Consider the following 22,627-nt stretch of genomic DNA (forward strand, 5'->3'; position numbering starts at 1 on the left):
TGCTAGTCCTGGCGGTAGTGCGCCAGCTTGGTTTCGTCGATGGCGGCACCGACGCCTGGAACGTTGCGCACCGAAATGCGGCCATCCTTGATAACCAGCGGATCGGCAAGCAGGTCATCGGTCATGTCCAGGAAGTTTGACAGCTCGCCGGCCTTGCGGGTGGTCGCTTGGTGGGCGGCGCCGAAGGTGACGGTGGCCAGCGAACCGACCTGCGTATCTATCTGGTTGCCCATGGTGACGTCCACGCCCAACCCGGTGCACAGGCCCAGGATCTCGGTGGCTTCGGTGAAGCCCGAGCGTGCGGTTTTGATGCAGATCGCATTGGCGCCGCCAGAGAGCAGCTCGCGCGAGACATCACCGGCGGTTGGTACCGATTCATCGGCGACAATCGGGATCGGGGAGTGCTCGACGAGGCGGCGCCGGCTCATGGCTTCCTTGGCGTCGCAAGGTTCTTCGAGCATCGTCAGCCCGAGCCCCTCGGTCTGACGCAGAACTTCCATGGCCTCGTTGGCGGTCCATCCGCGGTTTGCGTCGAGGTAAATCTCAACGTTTTCGCCCAAGCCCTCGCGCAAAACCCGGCAAGCCTCGATATCCAGCGCCAAGGGGCGTCGCCCCACCTTGAGCTTGAAGGTGGTGATTCCGTACTCTTCGCCGAAGCGCAGCGCTTCGTCGAGCAAATCCTGGGCCGGGCGGAAACCAAGCATGTGCGAGACCCGCATCGAATCGGTGAAGCCGCCCAGGAGCTTGTGCACCGGGGTATTGGCGGCCTGGCCGATGGCGTCCCAGATGGCGATGTCCAGCGCGCCCTTGGCCACCTGGTTGTGGATGGTGCGCTCCATGACCTGGCGGATCTTTTCCCGGTCGAAGATGTCCAACCCGATCACCTGGGGGCCGAAGATGTCCTGCACGATAGTGCGGATCGAGGTCTGGGTTTCACCGTAGGTATACGGGCGAGGCGGCGCGTCGGCGGTGCCGATGATCCCCTCGTCGGTGTGCACGCGAACCAGCACGTGGTCCGCCGTATGTACCTCGCCGCTGGCGAAACGCAAGGGATGGGTATAGGGGATTGCGTAGGGAATCGCTTCGATGCGCGCAATTTTCATTCGGAATTTCCTTCCACGGAGGTCAAGGCGGTGCAAAGTTTCAAGAAGTTCTGGACCAGGGGCGCCTGATTGCCGGCCTTCCACGCCACCGCAAGATCCACGGCCGGTGCGTTGCGCAGCGGACGGAAGACGATCCGTTCACTGTGCGGCAGGTAATTGGAGGTCGGAACCATGCCGATTCCCAGGCCCGCCGCGATGAAGGTGAGCAAGGTCGAGGTTTCGCGGGCCACCTGCGCGGTGCGCGGGATGAACCCGGCATTGCGGCAGGTCTCAACGAAGATGGTGTTGACCGCCGAAGCGGTGGGATAGCAGATGAAGTCCTCGGTGCGCAGTTCGGCGATATCGATCTCTTCGTGCGAAGCCAGCCGGTGCCCGGCCGGCAGGGCGACGGCGAGCAGGTCCTTCTCCAGCAGGGAGTATTCGACCTCCTCGTTGTGCACAGGAGGGCGCAAGATCGCGATATCGAGCCGGCCTTCGGCGAGGGCTTCTTCCATTTCCGGGGTGAGCATTTCCCCCTGGACGTTCAACTGCAGCCCCGGCATGTGCTCGCTGGTCGCGGCAATGACCTGCGGCATGATGCGGTAGGTGGCGCTGCCGGTGGAGCCCAAGCGCAACACGCCGCTGGCCCCGGCGCCCACGGTGCGCACGTCACGAGCCAGCTGCTGGTGCTCTTCGAGCAGCGCCCGGGCGCGGGTGAGCAGGAGCTCTCCGGCAGGGGTGAGATCCACCTTGCGGGTGGTGCGGATGAAAAGCTGGGTCCCCAGTTGCTCTTCGAGCTGCTTGATCTGCTGCGAGAGCGGGGGCTGGGCCATATGCAGCCGTTCGGCAGCGCGGCCGAAATGGCGTTCTTCGGCAACTGCGACGAAGTAGCGTAAAAGTCTGGTTTCCATGGATGCTCCGATCGTCGATCCGCGCTGAAGGCTGTAGCGACGTTCATGGCAACTCTAGCCAGCCGGTTCGATAGTGAGAAATACTTATTCAACAGTTATTGAGACTGCTTGAATACTAATCTCTCGTCGACCCGATGGAAAGATGCATCGATGCGTGTGACGAAGGGAAGAATTGGCAGGTCAGCTTGAAAAAGCCAAAATCAGCTCTCCGGCAGAGAAAATGACCACCCCGGCCAGCGCACCAATCACGGTTCCATTGATTCGAATGAACTGCAGATCCCGGCCCACCTGCAGCTCGAGTTTCTCGCTGGCCTCGGCAGGATCCCAAGCCTGGACCGTGTCGCTGACCAATCCGGCCAGCGCCGCCCCATGCCGTGCAACTAGCGCGGCAACGCCATCGATGGCCCGGCCCTCCAAATTTGCGCGCAGCAGCGTATCGCTTTGCAGCCGCCCGCCAAAGGTGGCGATCGCCGAACGGAGCGCGGTGCGCAAGGGCGAGGCCGGGTCCTGCAGGGAATCGATCAGCCCGGCCTTCAGCGAAGCCCAGCCACGTATTGCCAGCTCACGCAGCTGTTGATCGCCGAGCAGCGAGTGCTTGAATCCCTCAACCTTGGCGATGGTTTCCGGATCGTGCTGCATTGCCACGGTGAATTCCGCCAACCAGCCGGTGAGCGCCAGCCGCAGCGGATGGCGCTTATTTCCGGCCACCGCGAAAAGCAATCCACGCAATTCCTGATGAACCTTTTGCGCCAGCATCTCGTCGACCAAACGCGGAACCCATGAGGGGGAGCGCCCGGAAACTACCTCGAGGAAAACCTCCGGATGCTCCGCCACCCAGGAACCTGCCCGCTCCGCGAGCAATTCGACCGCGGCCTCATGGTGCCCGTCGTCTATGAGTTTCTGGCCGAGCGTGCCTAAGGTCGTGGACCATTCGGGAGCGACCATGTAATCGGTGGCCAGCACCTGCAGCACCGTGAGCACCTGCTCATCGTCCAAGGACTTCAAGGCACCGATCGCCGCGGCGGAAACCTGTGCCGTCGTGGCTTCGGCTCCCTTGCCGCTGGAGAGGTATCCGCCCGCGCGCAGGCCCAGGCCCGCCTGGCGCAATTTGGCTGAGATGACCTCCGGAGTGAGGAAATTTTGCTGGACGAAGTCGCCTAGCGAGGCGCCCAGCTCGGCCTTCTTCCGTTGAATCAAGTTGGTATGCGGGATCTTCAGGCCGAGGGGATGCCGGAAAAGCGCGGTCACCGCAAACCAATCGGCGACGGCGCCCACCATGCCGCCCTCTGCGGCCGCCTTCAGGTAACTAAGCCCGGGGACAAGCTCCTGGAACAGCACGCTGATGATGAACAGGGCGCACATCAACAAGAAGAGCAGGGTAGCTACTCGTTTCATCCCTCGTAGGTCTTCGGCGCGCTGATCGAGAAGTTCTGGCATGCGCCCCACTTTACCCAGTGCGCGGCACGGCATTAATCACGTATGCGACAGCGGCAAACCAGTAGCGTAGGAGTTATGGACACGTTCTTTTACGCTCATCGCGGCAGTTCGCACAGATATGCCGAAAATACCCGTGCCGCCTATCTGCAGGCGATGGATGAGGGAGCTGACGGCATCGAATGCGACGTGCATCTGAGTCGGGATGGTGTAGTGGTCTGCCACCACGATCCGACCGTGGACCGCACCTCGGATACCACCGGAGAGTTGGCCGGATACACGCTTGGCGAACTGCGATCCATGGACTTTTCCTCCTACCTGCCGGTAGCGGTTCCCGCGGAGTATGGGGCAGAAAATGAACAGCTGCTGAGCCTTGGCGAACTCCTTGAGCTCATCGACGAACGCGGCATCGGCATCGGGCTGGCCGTAGAGCTCAAGCATCCGAGCCCCTTTGGCCACCTGCTGGAGGAGGAAACGCTGAAGGTGCTTGCCGCCTTTGGGTTCGACCCGCAAACCGGCAAAGCCGGTCGGAGGGGGCAGATCCAGGTGACGCTGATGAGCTTCGAGCCGGACTGCCTCCGGTTCCTCTCGCGCACGGTCAACCGTGCACAGCTCTGCCAGCTGATGACCGAGATCGATCCGCAATACGTCACCGAGCTGATGGCCGGCGGGCAGACCGGACGCGCGGCAGTCTATGAGGTCATGCGCCGTTCGGTGGCCGAGGGCATCGAACTCATCGACGCCGGTGGCGCCGGTATTATTGGCCCTGGCATCGCCTGGGTCCGAGCCAACGAGCCGTTGGTGCACGGGTGGCTGGAGCGTGGATTGACCGCCCGGATCTGGACGGTTGACCGCCCCGCCGACGCGCAGTACCTGATCAACATGGGCGTCACCCAAATTACCAGCAACCGCCCGGCAGAGCTCCGGCAGGAACTAGAGCAATCATGAGCACCGAAACAACCGCTACGCAGCATAACCTGTATCTCCACGACTCCTACGTCTTCACCGCCCAAGCCACGGTCATCGCCACGGGCAGCGACGAGACGGGGGACTGGATTGCGCTGAGCCCCAATATCTTCCACCCGCGCGGCGGCGGGCAGCCGGAGGACCGCGGCTCGGTCAACGGCGTTGGGGTCGATGTGGGCCGCTCGGCAAGCGGAACGGTGATTCTCTACGGCGCAGGAGACCATGCCGCAGGGGAAACGGTCACGTCGAGCATCGACGCCGAGAACCGGCGCAGCAATGCGGCCTTGCACACCGCGGGGCACATTCTTGGTTTTGCGGGGGAAGAGCGCGGTTGGGAACACCGCGGCCACTCGCACTTCCAGGGACAGTCACGCCTGGATTTTGACCCCTCCAGCGTGGACTTGCCGCTGGGCGACGAAACCGAGCGGGCAGCGGCGGAAGCCTGGCTGCAACAGCGGGTGGATGAGCTGATTTCGCAAGGTGGCGAAATCAGCACCCTGATCGACGAGCAGGGCCACCGTACGGTTAGCATCGCCGGAGTGAACAGCGAACCGTGCGGTGGAACCCATGTGCAACACGTGGACCAGCTGGACGAGGTAAAAATTGGCCAAGCCCGGGTCAAACGCGGTGTCTACAAGATTCGATACGATGCCCGCCACGCCGACTAGCTGGCTGACCCCGGCCACCAAGATGGGCCTGTCCATCGCGCTTGCGACAGGCCTCTACGGGATTTCCTTTGGCGCACTGGCTATTGCCGCGGGGCTGAACCTTTGGCAGACGGTGGCGTTGAGCGCCCTGATGTTCACCGGCGGGTCGCAGTTCGCCTTCATCGGGGTGATCTCCGGCGGCGGGGCCGCCTCGGCGGCTTTCTCTGCTGCGACACTGCTCGGCGTGCGCAATGCGGTGTACGGGATGCAGCTCAAGCAGGCCCTGCGCCCCGGGGCGCGCATGGTTCCGCTGATGGCTCAGGTCACCATCGACGAGTCCACCGCAACAAGCCTTGGACAGGCGAGCCAAAGCGAGCGGCACCGTGGTTTCTGGACCGCCGGGCTCGGCGTGTATGCGCTCTGGAACCTGTTTACGCTCGTTGGCGCCTTGCTCGGCGAACGGATGGGGGATCCGGCAGCGTGGGGGCTCGACGGAGCCGCGGTGGCGGCGTTCCTCGGACTATTGTGGCCGCGGCTGAAATCCGCCCAGCCGATTATCGTCGCCTTCGCCGCGGCCGTGGTCACCGCGTTTGCCGTGCCGCTGACGGTTCCCGGTGTGCCAATTTTGATCACCGCCGGCTGCGCGGTGGCGTTTGCGGTGCTCACCGGGCGCCGCGCCGAACCGGCGACCGAACACGGAGACCTGCAGCAAGTAGATCAGGAGAAGTCATGAGCGAATTGAGCTGGTGGCTGCTCGGCGCCTGCGCGGCGGCCTTCGCGCTGAAGATCTGCGGCTATTTTGTGCCGCGAAAAGTACTTGATTCTCCGTTGATGAGCCATGTGGCAGCAACCCTCACCGTCGCCCTGCTGGCCTCGCTGGTCACCATGAACGCGGTGACCAGCGGGCAGGAACTTGTCATTGACGCGCGTATCGGTGCGCTGGCCGCGGCAACGATCGCGCTAGTCTTCAAAGCCCCATACCTCGTGGTGGTGCTCGTTGGCGCCTTGGCTGCGGTCGCACTGCGCGCCACCGGACTGTCTGCCTAAGCGGTCCGGTAGGCGCTCGCCGAGGTCCGCGGTGGCCCGAAGCCAGGACGCTTAGCCAAGTACGCTAAAAGCCGCAGCTTGGGCTCGCTGAGTGCGTTGCGCCTGCGGATTCAACTCGGTGCACCAGCTGGGGTAAACCCGAAATCCGCGTTTGCCGGGCTTCGCTTCCGAGCTGGTGATACCAAGACTGCGCAACAGTTCGGCGGTGAACCGGAAGACCCCGAAACGCTCGGCGTCTTGCACAAAAACCAGAAGTCCTGAAATCTGTTCGTCCGAGCTAAAAGGTTCGGTGCGTCCGTCGGCGTTTCGAGTCCAGCAAGCGAGGAACGCTCCAGGTTTGGTATCGGTGATGCGGGCCGTGCGGATCCTCCACCGCCGGCCGCCGAACGAGACCAGCCCTGATTCGTAGTCGCTGTTTTGCTCTTCTGCCCGAACCAGCAGAGGGTCCGCGTCCGGTGCTAAGCCAAGTGCTGCGTATCGAGAGAAGGCGCTGAAATCCATGAATATCATTTTAGGCGTGTGCCGGCATCCCCGCGCGGGTAACCGCAACAACGTCGTGACAAGCTCGAGCGTCGGTGGGAGAGTAGAGACATGATCGTAGCTTTTTCAGTTGCCCCAAGTACCGACAACGCCGATGCCTCGGTTCATGACGCCGTAGCCGAAGCGGTGCGCATAGTTCGCGCCTCCGGGCTTCCGAACCGCACCAGTTCGATGTTCACCGAAATCGAAGGCGAATGGGACGAAGTCATGGCTGTCGTCAAAGACGCCACCATGGCCGTAAGCAAATACGGATCTCGAGTTTCGCTGGTGCTCAAGGCAGATATTCGCCCGGGGTATACGGGTGAATTGGACGGAAAAGTCCGGCGCCTAGAGCAGGCGATCGAATCCAGCGAGGAGTAATGAGATGATCCGCCATTCTGCAGAACGTGAGAGCGCGGAGGTCGACACCTACCTCAACGAGGCACTGGGGCTCGAAATCCCAGAACTTGAGGCCGGTAGAGAACATGCGCATGACTCAGGTTTGCCTCGAATCGAGGTCAGCACCGCTCAGGGCAAGTTCCTGCAGCTGATGGCCGAGATAGTCGGTGCTCGGCGTGTGCTTGAGGTCGGCACGCTGGGCGGGTATTCAACGAGCTGGCTAGCTCGTGGGGTGGGTGAGCGCGGGCAGGTGATCTCTTGCGAATTTGAGCCCCTGCATGCTTCCATTGCCCGTGAGAATTTGCAACGTGCCGGACTTTCGGAGCGCGTTGAGATCAAACTTGGCGCAGCCAAGGGATCGCTTGAGAATCTGATCGCCGCGGGCACTGCGCCATTTGAACTGGTTTTCATCGACGCAGATAAACGCAATAACGTGCGCTACTTGGAACTTGCCCTAGAACTCTCGCGTCCCGGGACGGTGCTGATCCTCGATAACGTCATTCGCGGTGGTGCGGTGCTTGACGACGCGGCCGAGCACGGGGCCAACGAGGCTGATGTGCGGGGCGTGCAAGAGGGGCTCAGGTGGCTGCGCGATTCACCACGGGTCTCGGCAACCGCACTGCAGACCGTTGGGACCAAGGGCTGGGACGGATTTGCTATTGCTCGGGTGATCTAGCCAGAGAGCGAGCTGGTGGAATACTGGCTCGCCACCGAAGACGCCGGAATCTTGAACGGCGGGAAACGCCGAACGAGCAAGTTTGTCGCAAAACCGCCGAGCACCGCGACGATGGCCCCGAGCCATAATGCGTAACCCGTTTCGCGTAGCAGCCCCCCGATCGTTGGAGCAAGGATCATCGGAAGAATGTAGTACCAGTGCTTGGCAGTGGTTGGTCCCCAGATGCCTTCAAACCTGGCCAGCAGGCTGAAACTGATAATCAAAAGCAGTGATCCGAAGCAGATGATCCAGAACGTCGGCGACAGGCAGACGACCAGCGTTAGGCCTGTCACGACACCGCCGGTAAAGTTCGCGAACTTTTCGTTCCGATCCACCAGTGACCACCCTTTCGCTACAGCATTTTAAGTAACTATCTAGGCAGTTTTTCAAACTCCTCGGCCACAAGCAATAGTCCTTAAGTAGGAGGGTAGTGGTGCTTAGCGACGCAGGGGGCCTCGCTGACGTAATGTATGTATGTGTCACTTTTGAACGAGTATCGAATCCGACTAGCCCAAGAACAAGATTTGCGGGCGGCCCTTGAAATGAAGTTGCTGGCCTGGCGCCAAGCCTATTCGGGCTTCCGCGACGAAGAGTTCTTCGCCTACCACGAAGCGCAGCTCGAGCAGCAGCTGGCCTGGTGGGAACGTGGGTTGGCCGGGGGAGCCCAATTCTGGATCGCCGAGTCCGGCGACGGAAAGATTATTGGCTTAGCCGGTGGCACTCCAACCATTGAAGAAGATCAGGACACCGGGGTCGATATCGAACTAGGCGTGCTCTACGTGCTGGAAGAGTACTACGGCGGTGGACTCGGCGCCCATCTAATGGACACCGTACTTGGCCAGCGTGACGCTCTGGTCTGGGTACTGGCGGGAAATGAGCGAGCAGTCGCTTTCTACAGCAAGCATGGATTCGTCCCGGACGGAACTTCCGAAGAGCTCGTTGGCTCTTGGGCCGGACTGCGTGAGGTTCGGATGGTGCGCCGACATGGCTAAGACCGATAGCAACGTCATGCTTGGAAGCTACGAGATCGATACCGGTTTGGCCGAGATCGAACCGGACCCCTATGGGGCGAATCGCTTCATCCTCAAAGTCAATGGTGTTCCCTCTTCGCATATAGACCTCGATGATCCAGGTTATTTGGACTTCGAATACATGCGCTGGATGGAACCCGTCTTCACCTTCGGATTCCCCGCCGAACAATTCGACGGACGTGCTCGCAAGCTGCGCGTGCTGCACCTTGGTGGTGGCGGTTGCTCGATGGCCCGCTGGGTGGCCGCCGCCTACGAGAATGCTCGCCAAGTCGTGGTGGAACTCGATGCGAAGCTCGCCGAGCTGGTGCGCACCCGTTTCGAGGTGCCTCGCGCCCCGCTGGTGCGATTGCGTGTGGGTGATGCCGGGCAGGTGCTTCCGACGCTCAGCGACGACAGCCGCGACATCATCATTCGCGATGTGTTCGCCGGTAGTACAACCCCGCGCGAGCTGACCACCATCGGCTACGCCAAGCAGGCCCAACGCGTGTTGGACCAAGGAGGCGTGTACCTGCTGAACTGTGGCGACTCGGCTGATCTGGCAGGCGCCCGAGCCGAGGCAGCCACCTTGCTTTCGGTCTTTGCGCACGTGGCAATGATTGCCGACCCGCCGATGTTCAAGGGCCGGCGGTACGGCAATATCGTTTTCCTCGCCAGCGATGAACCGTTGGCTCTCGGGGCAAGTTTCGAAAAGAATCTGCGCACCGCTCCATTGCCGGCGCAACTTGTTTCGGGTCCAGCGGTGGCGCGCTTCGCCGCCGGAGCCGCACCGATAATTTAGCCGGCAGGCGGTAGCGGCTTCCGTCGAGATCGCGGTGGACCAGCTCATGGTCCACCAGATAGCGGCGTAGCAGCGCCACGTCTTCGTGGATCACCCGCAACCGCTCGTTGAGCTGATCCTCGCGTAGGGATTCTCCGGTGAAGAGCACGTGGTCGCGGATATGGAGCATGACTTCAAGGCGGTCCGCCGGACGTGCGGGCAAGGCATTCAGCCGTGGGCCGGTGAAGTAGCGCATGACCCCAGCGCGCTGGGTGCTGGACGCTGCTGCCGCGGCGAGGGTTTCCTCCAGCAGCTCATCGTTCAGCTGCCAGCGGCCTTCATGCGAGGTGAGCAATCCGATCTTGGCCCAGCGCTGCAAGTCCTTGCGGCTCTGGGCCGAGTCGCTGAGCTGCTCTTGCGCACCGGCGAGGACCAGACCCAATGCGGTTCGCATAGCCTGATTCTTCAACCCTGCGGCGATCTCAATCCATTTATTACCTTGAGACATCCTCATCCTCCGTCTGCGCCTAACTGCCTTAGCCCACATGCTACCCAACGGGTGCGGAGGCGTTGTTCTTTGGACTGCAGAGGACCAAGGTGAGTGCTCTCGGCCCATCGGTGCCGGAACAGGTGCCACGCATGGTCGACTCAGCTAAGGGGCGGTCATGATGACCTATACGTTTGACGTTTTCAGTTCGCTCGACGGGTTTGCCGCCGCGACCGAACCCTGGGAAGGATACTGGGGCAAGCAAGGTCCCGAACTCCTTGCACACCGCAGCCGCCTGTACGACCGGCCGACGCTCATGGTTTTCGGTGCCACCACCTACACGATGATGTCGTCTATGCTGGCGGATTGGGCAGACCCGGACGAGTGGGTTGCCAAAATGTCGGCCCAACCCAAAATTGTCATCTCCTCTACGCTGAACGCCGAAACCGACCTGAGCTGGAAAAACAGCACGCTTGAATCCGCGGATGCCGTCGATGTGGTGCGCAGGTTGAAGAATGAATCAACCATGCCGCTCCGCTCGCATGGCAGCCTGTCGATGAACCGGGCGCTGATGGGTGCGGGACTGGTGGATTTTCTGCAGCTCACGCTCTACCCGGTGATTACCGGAATTACCGGACGCGAGCGCATCTTTGAGGGGTTTGGCGATTTTGATCTTGAACTGATATCCGCGACGCTGCTCGATGGGCGTACGCAGGAACTCATCTACGCCCCACGCCCGATCCCGCGCTGAGTGGCTTTAAATAGCGCCGGCTCGGCACCGTAGGGATACGATGCCGAGCCGGCGCTGCTTCTGCCTCGGTTACATTCCGATGAGATTCTCAATCAGTCCGATGCCGAAGAACAGCACAAAGGCGGCAGCGACAACCCACATCAACGGGTGGATCTCCTTCGCGCGGCCCTGCGCGGCTCGGATGAACACGTAGGAGATGAAGCCAGCTCCGATGCCGTTGGCGATGGAGAAGGTGAACGGCATCAGGGTGAAGGTCAGGAACGCGGGCAGGGCAATGCCCCAATCATTCCAGTCAATTTTCGAGACCTGCGAAACCATCATGAAGCCCACAACGACTAAAGCGGGCGCGACCGCTTCGAAAGGGACAAGGTGGATCAGCGGAGTCAGGAACATCGCCACGATGAGCATTAGACCGGTGACTACCGAAGCCAGCCCGGTACGTGCACCTTCGCCGATGCCGGCACCGGACTCCACGAAGATCTGGGCCGATGAGCTGGAGGTGCCGCCGCCGACGATGGCGCCGGCCGCATCAACGAGCAGGACCTTGTCGACATTCGGGATATTTCCGTCTTTATCCAAGACGCCCGCCTCGGACGCCAAGCCAACCATGGTGCCCATGGCGTCGAAGAAAATCGACAGCAGAATCACGAAGGCGAGCAATGAAGCCGCCGTGACGCCAAGCTTTTCAAACGATCCAAAGAGATTGACCTGGCCGATGAGGCTCAAATCCGGCAGCGTCCAGCTTGGCAGCGAAGGGACGACCAAAGACCAGGTGCTCGTCTCCTTCTCTCCGATGTTGAACACGGCTTCGAAGATATTTGCCAAAGCTGCTGCGGCGACGATTCCGATGAGGATAGCGCCCTTGACCTTGCGCACTACCAACGCCATGGTCAGCAGCAAACCGACCACAAAGACCACGATTGGCCAGCCCATCAGCTTGCCGTCAAAACCCAGGCCCACCGGCACGGTGGTATTCGCAGCATCGGGGATACGCTGCACGAAGCCAGCGTTGACCAAGCCGATCAGCGCGATGAACATGCCGATGCCGACCACGATTGCCGTTTTCAGGCCCGCCGGAACAGCACGGAACACGGCGGTTCTAAAGCCGGTGAGGACCAACAGGAACATGACGATACCTGCGACGACCACCAACCCCATGACATCTGGCCAGGTAAGCTCCGGATTCGTCGCCACGGTAATCGCAACAAAGGCATTTACGCCCAGCCCGGTGGCCATCGCGAATGGGTGGCGAGCCCAGATGCCCATCAAAATGGTCAGGATACCTGCAACGAATGCGGTGACAGCAGCTACGCGCTGGATTCCGAGTTCGCCGCCGGACGCGTCGGCTCCGGAAAGCACTAGCGGGTTGAGCACAACGATATAGCTCATCGCGAAGAAGGTGGCGATGCCGCCACGGACTTCGGTTGCAAAAGTTGAGCGGCGTTCCGAGATTTTGAAGTATCGGTCAACACGCGCCGGGAAGGATGTCTCAGACACTGTTCTGGTGGTGGAGGGCATGGTAAAAATTCTATGACGTTTTGGGTATAGATACATACCGATCTCATAGCTGAGTAGGCTTAGCGTGAAATCATTAGACCCAACTCACACTGTGGGCGAAGATTGGAAGTACATTGGTTGTAAGGGGGGTCACACCCCATGCCATCACAGGTCAATGAGGAGCGAGTCTGATGAGTGACGAAGCACCAGTCGAAACTGAAAAAATCGAGGGTATTGTCGTCGGCGCCGACGGTTCCCAGCAGAGCAAGTGCGCCTTGCGCTGGGCAGAACGAGAAGCGGTGCGCCGTGGCAGCGTTCTGAATATCGTGTCCGCCTACACGATTCCCGTTTTCGCCGCGTCGTCCATGGACGCCGGGTACTCCACACTGGATGACGATTTGATCCGTGGCGGAGCCGAGGACATCGTGCGCCAAGCGCGCGCGGAGCTAGAGGGCAGCCAGGCAACAATTCGCACTTACATCGAGTCAGGAGATCCCTCTGGGGTCCTGCTGGATCTGAGCGCGGATGCCGAGCTCGTCGTTGTCGGCACTCGTGGCCGAGGAGGCTTCGTAGGCAGGCTGCTGGGGTCGGTTTCCTCGGCTTTGCCGGCGCACGCCAAGTGCCCCACCGTGGTGGTGCCATTGTCCATGGCCAAGGAGCAGGAACAGACCCTAGAGGATGCGCCGGAGCGCCAGACGATTGTTGTCGGCGTGGATGGTTCGGAGCGCGCGCGCTCGGCGGTGCTCGCGGCGGCGGAAGCGGCGTTGGCCCGGGACCTGAGGCTCCGCGTGGTGTGCGCGGTCTCGCCGGTTTCGGCGGCCCTTGCGTGGATGCCCGCCACCGTTGATCAGGAAGCGGTGCTTGAGGACGTTCGCTATCAAATGGATGTCGGGCGGCGCTGGATCAAATCACACTTCCCAAATCTCGAGGTCGAAACCGATGTGATCTCCGGGCCGCCGGTGGAGGTGCTGATTCGCGAGTCCGAACATGCGGTCCTCACGGTAACCGGTTCACGCGGACGCGGTGGTTTTGCCGGCATGCTGCTTGGCTCCACCAGCCAAGGGGTCTTGCACCACTCCAAGGGCCCGGTGATGGTAGTTCCGGACGGGGATGATCCACGGCTGGCCAACCGAAAGGATTTCGATACCGGAGCCGAGTAGGTAGGCCAATATGGCCCGGGAGGAGGTATTCCTTCCGGGCCATATTTTTCAGTAGCGCTGAAAACGCTAGCCCTAAGCGCATTGCAGGGCAGAGCCAAAAGATGCTCCGCAGCCAACTGGCTGCGGAGCATCTTTTCTCTCGAGGTCTCGCCTGCCTAGTAGCGGGCTGCCTTCGGATACATGTTGTTGACCCAGCTCAGCGGAGTCACCGTGATGCCGGCGTTCGGGTTGCGAGCGTGGACTACCTGGCCGTTACCAATGTATATGGCCACGTGGTAGAACGACGCTCCGCCATTCGAGCTGGAGAACACGAGGTCACCTGGGCGAAGCTGGCTCAGCGAGACATACTGCGGAGCGCTGGCGAACTGCTGGCTGGAAGTACGTGGCAAGCTGATGCCGGACTTGGCGAATGCAGTCTGCGAGAAGCTAGAGCAGTCGAAAACGTTTGGCCCATTGCCGCCGAATACGTAGCGCTTGCTCGGATCGTTGGCCGTCTGCAGGGCCCACGAGATCGCCGCAGAATAATTGCTGTTGTTATTCTGCTCCTGCTTAGGCTCTTCCTTCTTCACCTCTGGCTTTGGCGAAGGCTTAGGGGTTGCCTTTGGCTTTTCTGGTGCCTTCGGCTGGACCTTTTTGGGTTCGGGCTTAGGCTTAGGCTTCGGCTTTGGTTCCTCAATAACCTTCGGCTTTTCCGGTGCCTGAGGGAGAACCTTCGGCTTCTCGGTTTCCTTGGGGGTGGTCTTCGGCTTCTCGGGAGCCTGCGGAGTTGCCTTGGGCTTTTCCGGGGCCTTTGGTGTCTGGGTTTCCTTTGGCTTTTCTGGTGCCTTCGGAGCTTCGGTCTGCTTTGGCTTTTCCGGCGCCTTCGGCTCGTCCTTTTCGACGTCGATGACCTTCGGGGTCAGCGTCTTTGGCTTGGCTTCTTCGGAATCGATAAATTCCAGTTCCTGAGGAGCTTCGATAGCCAGTGGCTGCATGGTTGCCAAGTCATCTTTCGTGACTGGCTTATCAGCCTCCGGAGCCTCGACGGCTTCCTGGAGAGCCTTCTCCTGAGCTTGTTCTACTGCTTCAGCGATCTGCTGGCGAACTACTTCCTCTTCCTGTTCCTTCAGGAATGCGAGGTGTCCAACGAGCTCGTCACGCAATTCTTTCTGCGGAGCAATCGCTGACTCGTAGGTAGTGAGCGTGGCGCTGGCGGTGGTCGCGGCTGCATCGTAGTTCTCAGCTGCGGCCTTAGCGGCTTTCTGCGCGGTGTCTGCGTACTCTTCCCACGCGGATACCAGAGCTTCGGCCTCGGTAGCGGTGCTGACCGTTTGTGACCGGTTCTCACTCAAGGCGCTCATGGTGGCTGCCTTGTAGAAGAGATCGTTTGACTCATCGTCCTGCAGCAAGATGCCCAGGCTGGAGTTGCTTGCGCCATTGCGGTACATGTCCGAAGCGATCGCGCCCAGATCATTGCGGCTTTGTGCGAGATACTGCTGCGCGTATTCGACCTGTTCAACTGCCTTGGTGGCCTCCGCGGACCGCAGGTCGCGTTCTTCTGCGGCGGTCAGCAGGGACTCCTGAGCTTCCAGGGCCGCCGTTTCCACGCGCTGGAGTTCTACGCGACTGGAATCGAGCGATGCTTCAAGGCGCGCGATCATCTCGTTGGTTGCTGCCTTGTTCGACTTTGCCGACTCAACCTCTGCTGCCGATGGCAACGGGGAGTTCGACGGTGCTGCTGCAACGGAGACGGAGGTGGGAAACGCTGCCGACGGGGCGGCGGCTGCCGGGACGGCGCCAGCAAGGCAAGAGACTGCTAGGGCCAGGGTGCACGCGGCAACTCCGAGCGAGTGGCGGTTAGCCATATCGTTCCTCACTAGATTCAGGTGATGACAGTTGGGAAATGGTCGAATTGTGATTATCCGAGAACGGAAGGTCGCGATTTGATTAAGTTCCCAAATAGCACACTAGGCTAAAAATTAGGTAGTTGGCAACACTGGTCACACCAGTCACAGGAATTACATTGATGGTATTTGTTCGCCCAATTCAGGGATGATTTGGGGGAAGTGCATCCTATTTGGTGCGTTCTGAAATTATTTCAGAGAAATAAATGGCTCCGGGCCGAGTGTTCGAGTGACGTTTGAGTCGTGACCTTGTGGGCACCGGATGGCGGCACGAGCATTTAATGGCGACAATGCGTTACACAATGCGCCGGTAAGAGACGTTGAGCTGTTGCGTATCCTCCAGAGGGTTGGCAACTGCCGAGAGCGATCCACGAGCGCAGGAATTCGGCACACCGTAGTCCATCATCGTCGGTCCGGCCCTTCTAAGCGGCTGGGCATCGTCCGCGGAGCTGCGGCTGAAGCAGTCAGCGCTGCACCAAATGCCCTGCGCAATCAGTGCAACAAACGCGCTAATGCGGCTGCCGGACCCGCCGGCCTCCCCGGCTAAGAGCCCGAAGTCCTCTGGCCACCGCCTATTGCAGGCTCTGCCCGGCAGGCGGTCCTGTCGAGCGCCAGCCAGGGGCATCCGGGAACATGCGTTCGTTCGGTTCTAGGAAGCGAATCCCAGCGGGACCGTCTGAACCCCGCCACCAAGTCCGCAGCGATCGGCGAGCAGCACCGGCTCGCATACGATCACGGATTTCCCGCCAACCCCGGAACAGTACTCGATCCGCTTGGGGACCCCATCATGCGGGGAACTGTGAATGACATTTCAGGGACTGAAAGCTTAACAAGCTCCGTGAATAGCAGAACTGTTGGAATTCGACCGATAGGTACTCGCCGGTAGCCAATAGCGTGGTCAACAGTGCGTCGGTCAACTGGGCCGGCGACCGACCCGAAGGAGCATCACCATGAAGAACTTCACCCGAACCGGCGCCGCGCTGATCGCCGCGGCGTCTTAGAGCTTCGCTGGCGTAGCCGGCGCCTCGGCGCTGTCCCTCGGCGCGGTACTCGACGTCGACCTCACCGCGCAGGTGGCTGCGCAGGTAGCCGCCGAGGCGAAGGCTGACACCGCGGCCCAGCTCGAGGTGCTTGTCGACGCCGATGTCCTCACCGCCACCGCCGCCGCTGAGATTGCCGCCGAGGTTGAAGCCGCCGTGGAATCCACCGTCGAAGCAGAGCTGCTGGCTGACGCCTCCGTGGACGCAACCGTGGAAGCCGATCTGGAAGCTGGCGTAGCCGCGAGCGTCGCCGCCGCAGCGGATGTCGACGCAGACGTGGATGCGACCGTCGACCTGGATATCGTCGCCGATGTCATTTCAGCTTTGGGCACCATCGTTCTCTAGAGCCTGCGAACAGAAGCGGGCGGGTAGTCCTGACCCTCGGGCTTTGCCGCTGGCGGTCGTTGAGACCCGCTTGATGCACTCGAATTGAATCTCCAGCTGGCGTTGTGGCGGTGGGGGTGTTTTGGGGTTGTAGGCCCCGAACGCCCCCACTTTGCTACGCGATGGGCAGGGATCCTGTTTCGAAATGGCTTGCACGTGGGCCCGAGTGGGCATCTCGACGTCCGTCTCTACCGCTGCAGCTGGAGTCCATTGCTTGCTGGCCCGCCTCCCCTAAGCCAGAGGTCCCCGCTCTCCGTGTTTGGCGTAGCGAGCAGCTGCTAATTGCTGTGCCATCGAGGGGTCTTGCGGTCGGGAACTGTTCTTGGCGCCGAATCCAGAGTCGAAGCCCGGTGCTGGGCGGCCGGGGAATGCTGAGTCACGGGGTGTTGCCATGGCCCGGGCCTGGAAGCGGAATTTTGCCTGCTTGCTCCAAAAAGGTCCCGCTGTTCTGCAGGTGCTCCGATGATGAAATGATTGTGGGCTTCCGCATTCCTGTGGCTTAAGCAGGAAACGGGTGCGCAGCATTCGCTCCCGAGGAACGGCTAAACCAGGGCAATCCAGAAATATGAGTATTTTTCGTGACGCACATCTCAATATTAGTTTTTGCCGATTTGGGCTATCCCCAGCCCAAATCGTGCAGTTTTTCGTCGTCGATTCCGAAGTGATGGGCCACCTCGTGCATGACCGTAATGCGAACCTCCCGCACGACGTCATCACGCGTTTCGCAGGCCCTGAGGGTCGGGTTTTTGAAGATCGTGATTCGATCAGGCAGTGCCCCTGAAGCCCAGTCGAGATCTCGCTCGGTCAGTGCAACACCCTCGTATAGCCCCAGAATCTCGGTATTTTTCGCTTCTCCGGGAAGCGGCTCGTACTCGTCCTCGATAAAGAAAACAACATTGTCCATCATGGTTACCGCGGACTCGGGGATGCCGTCGAGGGCAGCCTGAACCAGCTCATCAAACTCGTCGTCGCTCATCTCCAGATCCATGATTCAAGCCTACTGTCCGCCATCGATTTGCGCCCTTCGAAAGTCCTTCGGATGCCGGTTTTGCAAATGGCAAAAAGGCCACGTATAGTTATTGAAGTCCGCAGCGGAGACGAAAGAAACCGCAGCAGATATAGGCCCCCATCGTCTAGCGGCCTAGGACACTGCCCTTTCACGGCAGCGGCACGGGTTCGAATCCCGTTGGGGGTACAAACAGCCAATTCGTTGGTTGTCAGATGGAGAAATCCATTGGCTTGCGAAAGCAAGGCCCTGTAGCGCAGTTGGTTAGCGCGCCGCCCTGTCACGGCGGAGGTCGCGGGTTCAAGTCCCGTCAGGGTCGCTCGGTTTATTGTTTAGGCAATAAATCTGGTGTCCACTCAGTGGTGCCAGGCTCTGTAGCTCAGTTGGTAGAGCGTTCGACTGAAAATCGAAAGGTCACCGGATCGACGCCGGTCGGAGCCACGCAGCCCTCGGTATACCGAGGGCTTTGCCATGTGATTTGAAGTTAGATTCAAAACTCATGGCCCTGTAGCGCAGTTGGTTAGCGCGCCGCCCTGTCACGGCGGAGGTCGCGGGTTCAAGTCCCGTCAGGGTCGCCAAATAGAAAAGCTCCGGTTTCAACCGGAGCTTTTTGCGTTAACGAAATACTTTTTTGATTCGGCTGCTCTGGGCAGTGTTTAGTTTGCGCGGCCCAAATGCCGAGGACCCAACCAGCGGTTCGTCAGTCGGCGATATGCCGCCGCCGCCGTGGGCAGATCTCCGTCTTCGATTGCTTGGATTCCGTGCATGAGGTCGTTGGCGGATTCATCTGGCCACACGATCTCGGCAAGCATCCCATAGTCCAGCTCGATCACCGACCGGCTATCGAAGGATTCAAGCCAGCTACCGAGCGCGCCTAGCTCCTCAAACAATGGTGCCTGAGGTGCATAGGTCACAAGCGTTTGCACTGCCCAAGAGAGGCGTTCTACCGCCTGGTCGAAGGGCACGATGAGCCGCACCGTGAGCAACCGGTCATCAACATGAACCTGTTCGTACTCGTCATCTTCCCGGAAGAGCGCAAACCAGCTCAGCGGTATGCCCCAGGTGGAGGTGCGGGTATGCAGGTGTGTGAGATCTGCCGCAAGCCGATCGGGATTAACGCGCTCGGCATTCGCGCTACGGGCTGCGGGAGGCACCAGGAGGTCGAGGACCTCGGTCCGGATGGCCTCCTCGGCTTGTTCTGCGGCCAGCACGCTGCGCGCCTGCAGCTGGCCGGGACAGTAGCGGGTGTGCTCGTTGCCCTCGTAGTCAAGGATCTTTAGCGAGCGAAAATGCTCTGCTTCATGGTGCGGGAAGGGGTCCGAAATGGGGCGTAGCGTGCGTTCCCAGAGTCGTTCGTTCTCGAAGCTGTCCCAATGGCTTGCGCTACGCTGCCCGGTGCGCAAGATAATTGACTGGGCCCAATCCTCGAAAGCGTCCAACGGTTCATAGACGCGCAAATGCGCGGTAGCCGCCGTAAGCTCTGCCAATGGCCCAGTCAATTTTCTGGTCATGGTTAGTCGTCCAGCTCCACGATGACCGGAGCATGGTCGCTAGCGCCCTTGCCCTTGCGTTCCTCGCGGTCGATGCTCGCGGTAGTAACCCGTTCGGTTAGTGCGGGGGAAGTCAACGCGAAATCGATCCGCATGCCCTCGCCTTTCGGGAAGCGCAGCTGTGTGTAATCCCAGTAGGTGTAGGCGCCCTCGGTGTGTGGGCGAACTGCGTCTGTGAAACCGGCGTCTTCGAATGCGCCAAATGCGGCACGCTCGGGGGCCGAGACGTGGGTGAGCTGGTTGTCCAAGAAGAACTGGATATCCCAGACATCTTCGTCTTTCGGCGCGATGTTCCAGTCGCCGAGCAGCGCAATTTGAGCTTGTGGATCTGCGGCGAGCCATTCGACCGAATTTTTCTTCAATTCGTCGAGCCAGTTGAGCTTGTAGCCCATGTGCTCGTCATCCAGGGCCCGGCCGTTGGGCACATAGAGGCTCCAGATGCGAACCCCACCGCAGGTGGCCGCGATGGCTCGGGGTTCTTGGATCGGGTCTTTCCCGCCCTTGCCGAACTCTGGCTGATTCGGGAACGTGCGCTGGACGTCGTCCAGTCCCACACGGGAGGCGATTGCCACGCCGTTCCACTGGTTGACGCCAAAATGCGCCACCTCGTAGTCGTTGTTCTCGAAAAGTTCCCAGGGGAAATTGTCGTCTTTGCATTTTGTTTCCTGAATTGCCAGGACATCAACGTCGGTACGGCGCAGCCAGTCTTCGACGCGGTCAGCCCGGGCGCGCAGGGAGTTCACATTCCAGGTCGCTATCTTCACTAGTTCAACCTATCAAGTTTGCTGTCATGCGCCACTTCAATTTACTTGGAAGTCCGAGTATATTCGAGAATGAACTGTGACAGCGATCACCGAGGGGTGGGTATTTTGACCGACATTCTGACCGAGCGCCGGGGACATTTGGGACTCATCACTCTCAATAGGCCAAAAGCGCTCAATGCGCTCACTACGCAGATGTGCCGGGGCATGCTCTACGCGTTGCTTGAATGGCGTGATGATCCAGCGGTGCGACAGGTCGCGATCACCGGAGCGGGGGAGCGAGGCCTGTGCGCAGGGGGCGATATTGTGGCGATCTACCGGGATATCTTGGACCGAGATGGGTCCACCGAAGAGTTCTGGCGTATCGAGTATCAACTTAATGTACTCATTGACGAGTATCCGAAACCGTTCGTGGCGTTGATGGACGGCATAGTGCTTGGCGGCGGGATTGGGGTTTCCGCCCACGGCAGCCATCGCATCGTGACCGAGACCAGCCGCTGCGGTATGCCAGAAGTGGGAATCGGTTTCTTCCCGGATGTGGGAGGCACCCACCTGCTGGCCAAGGGCGCAAAATCCGCAGGGCGCCTAGCGGCACTAACCGGGATGAGATTCCACGCGGCGGACACCATTGCCTTGGGGCTGGCAGACAACTACGTGGCGCAGGCGAACTTGCCGCAACTGCTGACCGAGTTGGAGACTCTCGAAGCCGACCAGGTGATTACGCGATTTGAGCGCACCGTCGAGCAGGGAATGCTGGGCGCCGATTGGGTTCAGGCCTTCGCCGAACCAAGTGTCCCGGCAATTCTCGCCGCGCTCGACTCTAGCGGCGATGCTCAGGCCAGCCTGGTTTCTAAGGCGCTTCGAGCCGCCTGCCCTAGTTCGGTGCGGCTCGTCGATGAATTGTTGGACAGTGCCGGGATGGACCTGCGCGAGGATCTGCGTCGCGAGTTCAGGGTCGCGGTTAACCGACTGGATGACCCGGACTTCGCCGAAGGAATCCGAGCCGCGGTGATCGACAAGGATCGCAATCCGCGGTGGCACGAACGAGTGGGTAATTTGACGCGCGAACAGCGAACGGCACGACATTTCGCCCCATTGCCTGGAGCGGAATTGAATTTTGCACTGTTGGAGCAGGGGCTACGAGAAAAGAGTGGAAGATGAGCGAAAAACCAATCATAGGATTCTTGGGACTGGGCCATATGGGGCTTCCCATGGCCATCAACTTGCACCGTGCCGGGTATCGCCTCAAGGCTTTTGATGTGGTGCCTGCGGCCCTCGAAGCCACCGCCGCGGCCGGAATTGAAACTGTGGTTACCGGGACCGAAGCCGCGAGCGACGTGGATGTCGTGCTGACCATGTTCCCTACCGGGCAGCATGTATTGGATGCCTACCGGGACTACCTGCTTGGGGCTGCCAAGGCGGACACGTTGTTCCTGGAGTGCTCGACTATCGATGTGGCACAGGCGCGCGAAGCCGCCCAGCTCGCGGTGGCGGCCGGCCATCGAAGCGCCGACGCTCCAGTTTCCGGTGGGGTAGTTGGCGCGGAAGCGGGAACCCTGACATTTATGCTCGGCGCCGATGAGGCCGACCTGGCGCAGATCAACCCGGTGCTCGAAATCATGGGCAAGCGGGTCGTGCATTGCGGTGGGCATGGGGCCGGGCAAGCGGCCAAGGTTTGCAACAATATGCTTTTGGGCATCTCCATGCTCGGAGCGGCGGAAGCCTTTGTCCTAGGCGAGCGCTTGGGACTGGAGCATCAAGCCTTATTCGATGTGATTTCCTCGGCTTCGGGGCAGTGCTGGGCGGTGACAACAAATTGTCCGGTCCCGGGCCCCGTCCCTAGCTCGCCGGCCAACCGGGAGTATCAGCCTGGATTTGCTGCCGCGTTGATGGCCAAGGATCTCGGCTTGGCCTCCAGCGCATTGGAGCAGACGCAGACCGATGCGCAGCTAGGCAGTCTCGCGGCCGCGCTGTATCGGAAGTTCAGCGATGCGGGAAATGCAGGCACCGACTTTTCCGGGGTCATCAATGCGATTCGAGACGGTTCGTTATAGGAAGTCGCCCGAGGCGCGGCGGAAACGAGAGAGGATCTCGAATAGATCTGTCGCGTCTGCGGCTTCCAAATCGCTTTGGGCGAAGAGCTGTGCGTTCAAATCAGTTCGGGCGGCGTCGAGCACCTCCAGGCCTTGGGCCGTGAGCTCCAGTAGCCTGGTTCGCCCATCGGTAGGGTGTGCAACTCGTTGCACCAGCCCGGTGGCCTCTAGCCGGTCCACCGAATTCGTCAAGCTCGTAGCATGAACCTGGAGCAGCTCGCTTGCGTGGCTCATCGGGAGCGAACCGCGCTTGGAGAACCCAAGCAAGGCGAGCACTTCGAAACGCGCAAAGGTGAGCCCGTGCGGCTTGAGAATCGCATCGGCTCGCTGCAAGAAAATCGATGCCGTGCGCATCACCGCGGTGATTGCGGCCATGGCATTGGCTTCGGATGCCCAACCATGGGCAACCCACTGTTCGCGGGCCTGAGCAATCGGATCGCGTGGCAATGGAGAATTCAACATTTACCCCCTAAGGAAGTCTTAGTCCAACAATATACTTGGACTTCC

The 22,627-nt window shown here is 60.5% G+C and carries 24 protein-coding genes, 4 tRNA genes and 1 pseudogene; 17 read left to right on the plus strand and 12 right to left on the minus strand.

The window, feature by feature from the left end:
* Positions 1-2 precede the first annotated feature (2 nt).
* From CQ015_RS08060 to CQ015_RS08070, 3 genes are all read right to left on the minus strand, one after another.
* Positions 3-1,103, minus strand: coding sequence for a mandelate racemase/muconate lactonizing enzyme family protein (locus CQ015_RS08060; RefSeq protein WP_105553592.1), 1,101 nt, complete (start codon positions 1,101-1,103; stop codon positions 3-5).
* Positions 1,100-1,993: a LysR substrate-binding domain-containing protein gene (locus CQ015_RS08065; RefSeq protein ID WP_105553591.1), complete on the minus strand. Its 894-nt coding sequence runs from the start codon at positions 1,991-1,993 to the stop codon at positions 1,100-1,102. The genes CQ015_RS08060 and CQ015_RS08065 overlap by 4 nt, the downstream gene beginning before the upstream one ends.
* Before the next feature lie 180 nt (positions 1,994-2,173).
* The gene (locus tag CQ015_RS08070) at positions 2,174-3,430 is read right to left on the minus strand and encodes a DUF445 domain-containing protein (protein ID WP_105649816.1); all 1,257 of its coding nucleotides are present in this window, start codon (positions 3,428-3,430) and stop codon (positions 2,174-2,176) included.
* 75 nt (positions 3,431-3,505) lie between these two features.
* Here CQ015_RS08070 and CQ015_RS08075 point away from each other — a divergent pair, with 75 nt between their 5' ends.
* Genes CQ015_RS08075 through CQ015_RS08090 form a run of 4 tightly spaced genes read left to right on the plus strand, consistent with a single transcriptional unit; the run spans position 3,506 to position 6,087 of the window.
* Positions 3,506-4,375 carry a glycerophosphodiester phosphodiesterase family protein gene (locus tag CQ015_RS08075; RefSeq protein ID WP_181150378.1) on the plus strand — a complete coding sequence of 290 codons (870 nt, stop codon included), beginning with the start codon at positions 3,506-3,508 and terminating at the stop codon, positions 4,373-4,375.
* Complete coding sequence (locus CQ015_RS08080; protein WP_105649818.1) at positions 4,372-5,061, plus strand: hypothetical protein; 690 nt, start codon at positions 4,372-4,374, stop codon at positions 5,059-5,061. The genes CQ015_RS08075 and CQ015_RS08080 overlap by 4 nt, the downstream gene beginning before the upstream one ends.
* Complete coding sequence (locus CQ015_RS08085) at positions 5,042-5,773, plus strand: AzlC family ABC transporter permease (protein ID WP_258133577.1); 732 nt, start codon at positions 5,042-5,044, stop codon at positions 5,771-5,773. Before CQ015_RS08080 ends, CQ015_RS08085 begins: the two co-directional genes overlap by 20 nt.
* Positions 5,770-6,087 carry an AzlD domain-containing protein gene (locus CQ015_RS08090; protein ID WP_105649819.1) on the plus strand — a complete coding sequence of 106 codons (318 nt, stop codon included), beginning with the start codon at positions 5,770-5,772 and terminating at the stop codon, positions 6,085-6,087. Before CQ015_RS08085 ends, CQ015_RS08090 begins: the two co-directional genes overlap by 4 nt.
* Positions 6,088-6,138: 51 nt before the next feature.
* Here the strand turns inward: CQ015_RS08090 and CQ015_RS08095 are convergent, their stop codons facing one another.
* Positions 6,139-6,588, minus strand: coding sequence for a MepB family protein (locus CQ015_RS08095; protein ID WP_105553587.1), 450 nt, complete (start codon positions 6,586-6,588; stop codon positions 6,139-6,141).
* 90 nt (positions 6,589-6,678) lie between these two features.
* Here CQ015_RS08095 and CQ015_RS08100 point away from each other — a divergent pair, with 90 nt between their 5' ends.
* Both CQ015_RS08100 and CQ015_RS08105 read left to right on the plus strand, forming a co-directional pair.
* Positions 6,679-6,987 carry a thiamine-binding protein gene (locus CQ015_RS08100; protein ID WP_105553586.1) on the plus strand — a complete coding sequence of 103 codons (309 nt, stop codon included), beginning with the start codon at positions 6,679-6,681 and terminating at the stop codon, positions 6,985-6,987.
* A gap of 4 nt (positions 6,988-6,991) precedes the next feature.
* Positions 6,992-7,681 (plus strand): O-methyltransferase, encoded by a 690-nt coding sequence (locus CQ015_RS08105; protein WP_105649820.1) that lies wholly within the window; start codon positions 6,992-6,994, stop codon positions 7,679-7,681.
* On the opposite strand, the gene CQ015_RS08110 is transcribed toward CQ015_RS08105, so the two are convergent.
* Positions 7,678-8,055, minus strand: a complete 378-nt coding sequence (locus tag CQ015_RS08110) for a hypothetical protein (RefSeq protein WP_105553584.1) — start codon at positions 8,053-8,055, stop codon at positions 7,678-7,680. The genes CQ015_RS08105 and CQ015_RS08110 overlap by 4 nt on opposite strands.
* 141 nt (positions 8,056-8,196) lie before the next feature.
* Here CQ015_RS08110 and CQ015_RS08115 point away from each other — a divergent pair, with 141 nt between their 5' ends.
* Both CQ015_RS08115 and CQ015_RS08120 read left to right on the plus strand, forming a co-directional pair.
* A complete protein-coding gene (locus CQ015_RS08115; protein WP_105553682.1) occupies positions 8,197-8,712 on the plus strand; it encodes a GNAT family N-acetyltransferase in 516 nt (171 codons plus the stop codon).
* Positions 8,705-9,529, plus strand: a complete 825-nt coding sequence (locus CQ015_RS08120; RefSeq protein ID WP_258138082.1) for a spermidine synthase — start codon at positions 8,705-8,707, stop codon at positions 9,527-9,529. The genes CQ015_RS08115 and CQ015_RS08120 overlap by 8 nt, the downstream gene beginning before the upstream one ends.
* Positions 9,530-9,548: 19 nt before the next feature.
* Here CQ015_RS08120 and CQ015_RS19520 read toward each other — a convergent pair.
* Positions 9,549-10,124: pseudogene (locus CQ015_RS19520) on the minus strand (DUF2087 domain-containing protein); the annotation flags it as partial.
* 49 nt (positions 10,125-10,173) lie between these two features.
* On the opposite strand from CQ015_RS19520, the gene CQ015_RS08130 reads away from it, so the two are divergent.
* Entirely contained in the window at positions 10,174-10,746 is a 573-nt protein-coding gene (locus tag CQ015_RS08130; protein ID WP_105649822.1) for a dihydrofolate reductase family protein, read from the plus strand.
* Positions 10,747-10,815: 69 nt separating this feature from the next.
* Here CQ015_RS08130 and CQ015_RS08135 read toward each other — a convergent pair whose 3' ends face one another.
* On the minus strand, positions 10,816-12,264 hold the full coding sequence (locus CQ015_RS08135; protein ID WP_105553581.1) for an NCS2 family permease: 1,449 nt from the start codon (positions 12,262-12,264) through the stop codon (positions 10,816-10,818).
* Positions 12,265-12,434: 170 nt separating this feature from the next.
* Here CQ015_RS08135 and CQ015_RS08140 point away from each other — a divergent pair, with 170 nt between their 5' ends.
* A complete protein-coding gene (locus CQ015_RS08140; RefSeq protein WP_105553580.1) occupies positions 12,435-13,403 on the plus strand; it encodes a universal stress protein in 969 nt (322 codons plus the stop codon).
* A gap of 155 nt (positions 13,404-13,558) precedes the next feature.
* Here the strand turns inward: CQ015_RS08140 and CQ015_RS08145 are convergent, their stop codons facing one another.
* Positions 13,559-15,247: a C40 family peptidase gene (locus CQ015_RS08145; protein ID WP_105649823.1), complete on the minus strand. Its 1,689-nt coding sequence runs from the start codon at positions 15,245-15,247 to the stop codon at positions 13,559-13,561.
* Between the two features lie 1,112 nt (positions 15,248-16,359).
* On the opposite strand from CQ015_RS08145, the gene CQ015_RS08155 reads away from it, so the two are divergent.
* Complete coding sequence (locus CQ015_RS08155) at positions 16,360-16,671, plus strand: hypothetical protein (RefSeq protein WP_105649824.1); 312 nt, start codon at positions 16,360-16,362, stop codon at positions 16,669-16,671.
* Between the two features lie 655 nt (positions 16,672-17,326).
* On the opposite strand, the gene CQ015_RS08160 is transcribed toward CQ015_RS08155, so the two are convergent.
* Positions 17,327-17,698 carry a metallopeptidase family protein gene (locus CQ015_RS08160; RefSeq protein WP_105553576.1) on the minus strand — a complete coding sequence of 124 codons (372 nt, stop codon included), beginning with the start codon at positions 17,696-17,698 and terminating at the stop codon, positions 17,327-17,329.
* 134 nt (positions 17,699-17,832) lie between these two features.
* Here CQ015_RS08160 and CQ015_RS08165 point away from each other — a divergent pair.
* From CQ015_RS08165 to CQ015_RS08180, 4 genes are all read left to right on the plus strand, one after another.
* A tRNA-Glu gene (locus CQ015_RS08165) sits at positions 17,833-17,905 on the plus strand.
* Between the two features lie 56 nt (positions 17,906-17,961).
* Positions 17,962-18,035 (plus strand) — tRNA-Asp (locus CQ015_RS08170).
* 49 nt (positions 18,036-18,084) lie between these two features.
* Positions 18,085-18,157 (plus strand) — tRNA-Phe (locus tag CQ015_RS08175).
* A 60-nt stretch (positions 18,158-18,217) separates the two neighbouring features.
* A tRNA-Asp gene (locus tag CQ015_RS08180) sits at positions 18,218-18,294 on the plus strand.
* 78 nt (positions 18,295-18,372) lie between these two features.
* Here CQ015_RS08180 and CQ015_RS08185 read toward each other — a convergent pair.
* Positions 18,373-19,203, minus strand: a complete 831-nt coding sequence (locus CQ015_RS08185; protein ID WP_146114036.1) for a hypothetical protein — start codon at positions 19,201-19,203, stop codon at positions 18,373-18,375.
* Between the two features lie 26 nt (positions 19,204-19,229).
* Positions 19,230-20,030, minus strand: a complete 801-nt coding sequence (locus CQ015_RS08190; RefSeq protein WP_105553574.1) for an exodeoxyribonuclease III — start codon at positions 20,028-20,030, stop codon at positions 19,230-19,232.
* A 105-nt stretch (positions 20,031-20,135) separates the two neighbouring features.
* On the opposite strand from CQ015_RS08190, the gene CQ015_RS08195 reads away from it, so the two are divergent.
* Positions 20,136-21,188, plus strand: coding sequence for a 3-hydroxyisobutyryl-CoA hydrolase (locus tag CQ015_RS08195; protein ID WP_105553573.1), 1,053 nt, complete (start codon positions 20,136-20,138; stop codon positions 21,186-21,188).
* On the plus strand, positions 21,185-22,081 hold the full coding sequence (mmsB, locus tag CQ015_RS08200) for a 3-hydroxyisobutyrate dehydrogenase (RefSeq protein ID WP_105649826.1): 897 nt from the start codon (positions 21,185-21,187) through the stop codon (positions 22,079-22,081). Before CQ015_RS08195 ends, mmsB begins: the two co-directional genes overlap by 4 nt.
* On the opposite strand, the gene CQ015_RS08205 is transcribed toward mmsB, so the two are convergent.
* Positions 22,076-22,579 (minus strand): MarR family winged helix-turn-helix transcriptional regulator, encoded by a 504-nt coding sequence (locus CQ015_RS08205; protein ID WP_105553681.1) that lies wholly within the window; start codon positions 22,577-22,579, stop codon positions 22,076-22,078. The genes mmsB and CQ015_RS08205 overlap by 6 nt on opposite strands.
* Positions 22,580-22,627 lie beyond the last annotated feature (48 nt).

This window comes from Arthrobacter sp. MYb221 (assembly GCF_002979835.1).
Taxonomy (GTDB): Bacteria; Actinomycetota; Actinomycetes; order Actinomycetales; family Micrococcaceae; genus Glutamicibacter.

Excerpts from the sequence above, each read along its gene's own strand:
- CQ015_RS08065 (WP_105553591.1), bottom strand. The coding sequence starts at position 1,993 with ATGGAAACCAGACTTTTACGCTACTTCGTCGCAGTTGCCGAAGAACGC.
- CQ015_RS08095 (WP_105553587.1), bottom strand. The coding sequence starts at position 6,588 with ATGGATTTCAGCGCCTTCTCTCGATACGCAGCACTTGGCTTAGCACCG.
- CQ015_RS08120 (WP_258138082.1), top strand. The coding sequence starts at position 8,705 with ATGGCTAAGACCGATAGCAACGTCATGCTTGGAAGCTACGAGATCGAT.
- CQ015_RS08075 (WP_181150378.1), top strand. The coding sequence starts at position 3,506 with ATGGACACGTTCTTTTACGCTCATCGCGGCAGTTCGCACAGATATGCC.
- CQ015_RS08145 (WP_105649823.1), bottom strand. The coding sequence starts at position 15,247 with ATGGCTAACCGCCACTCGCTCGGAGTTGCCGCGTGCACCCTGGCCCTA.
- CQ015_RS08130 (WP_105649822.1), top strand. The coding sequence starts at position 10,174 with ATGATGACCTATACGTTTGACGTTTTCAGTTCGCTCGACGGGTTTGCC.
- CQ015_RS08085 (WP_258133577.1), top strand. The coding sequence starts at position 5,042 with ATGCCCGCCACGCCGACTAGCTGGCTGACCCCGGCCACCAAGATGGGC.
- CQ015_RS08100 (WP_105553586.1), top strand. The coding sequence starts at position 6,679 with ATGATCGTAGCTTTTTCAGTTGCCCCAAGTACCGACAACGCCGATGCC.
- CQ015_RS08070 (WP_105649816.1), bottom strand. The coding sequence starts at position 3,430 with ATGCCAGAACTTCTCGATCAGCGCGCCGAAGACCTACGAGGGATGAAA.
- CQ015_RS08105 (WP_105649820.1), top strand. The coding sequence starts at position 6,992 with ATGATCCGCCATTCTGCAGAACGTGAGAGCGCGGAGGTCGACACCTAC.
- CQ015_RS08080 (WP_105649818.1), top strand. The coding sequence starts at position 4,372 with ATGAGCACCGAAACAACCGCTACGCAGCATAACCTGTATCTCCACGAC.
- mmsB (WP_105649826.1), top strand. The coding sequence starts at position 21,185 with ATGAGCGAAAAACCAATCATAGGATTCTTGGGACTGGGCCATATGGGG.
- CQ015_RS08090 (WP_105649819.1), top strand. The coding sequence starts at position 5,770 with ATGAGCGAATTGAGCTGGTGGCTGCTCGGCGCCTGCGCGGCGGCCTTC.
- CQ015_RS08160 (WP_105553576.1), bottom strand. The coding sequence starts at position 17,698 with ATGGATCTGGAGATGAGCGACGACGAGTTTGATGAGCTGGTTCAGGCT.
- CQ015_RS08060 (WP_105553592.1), bottom strand. The coding sequence starts at position 1,103 with ATGAAAATTGCGCGCATCGAAGCGATTCCCTACGCAATCCCCTATACC.
- CQ015_RS08140 (WP_105553580.1), top strand. The coding sequence starts at position 12,435 with ATGAGTGACGAAGCACCAGTCGAAACTGAAAAAATCGAGGGTATTGTC.
- CQ015_RS08135 (WP_105553581.1), bottom strand. The coding sequence starts at position 12,264 with ATGCCCTCCACCACCAGAACAGTGTCTGAGACATCCTTCCCGGCGCGT.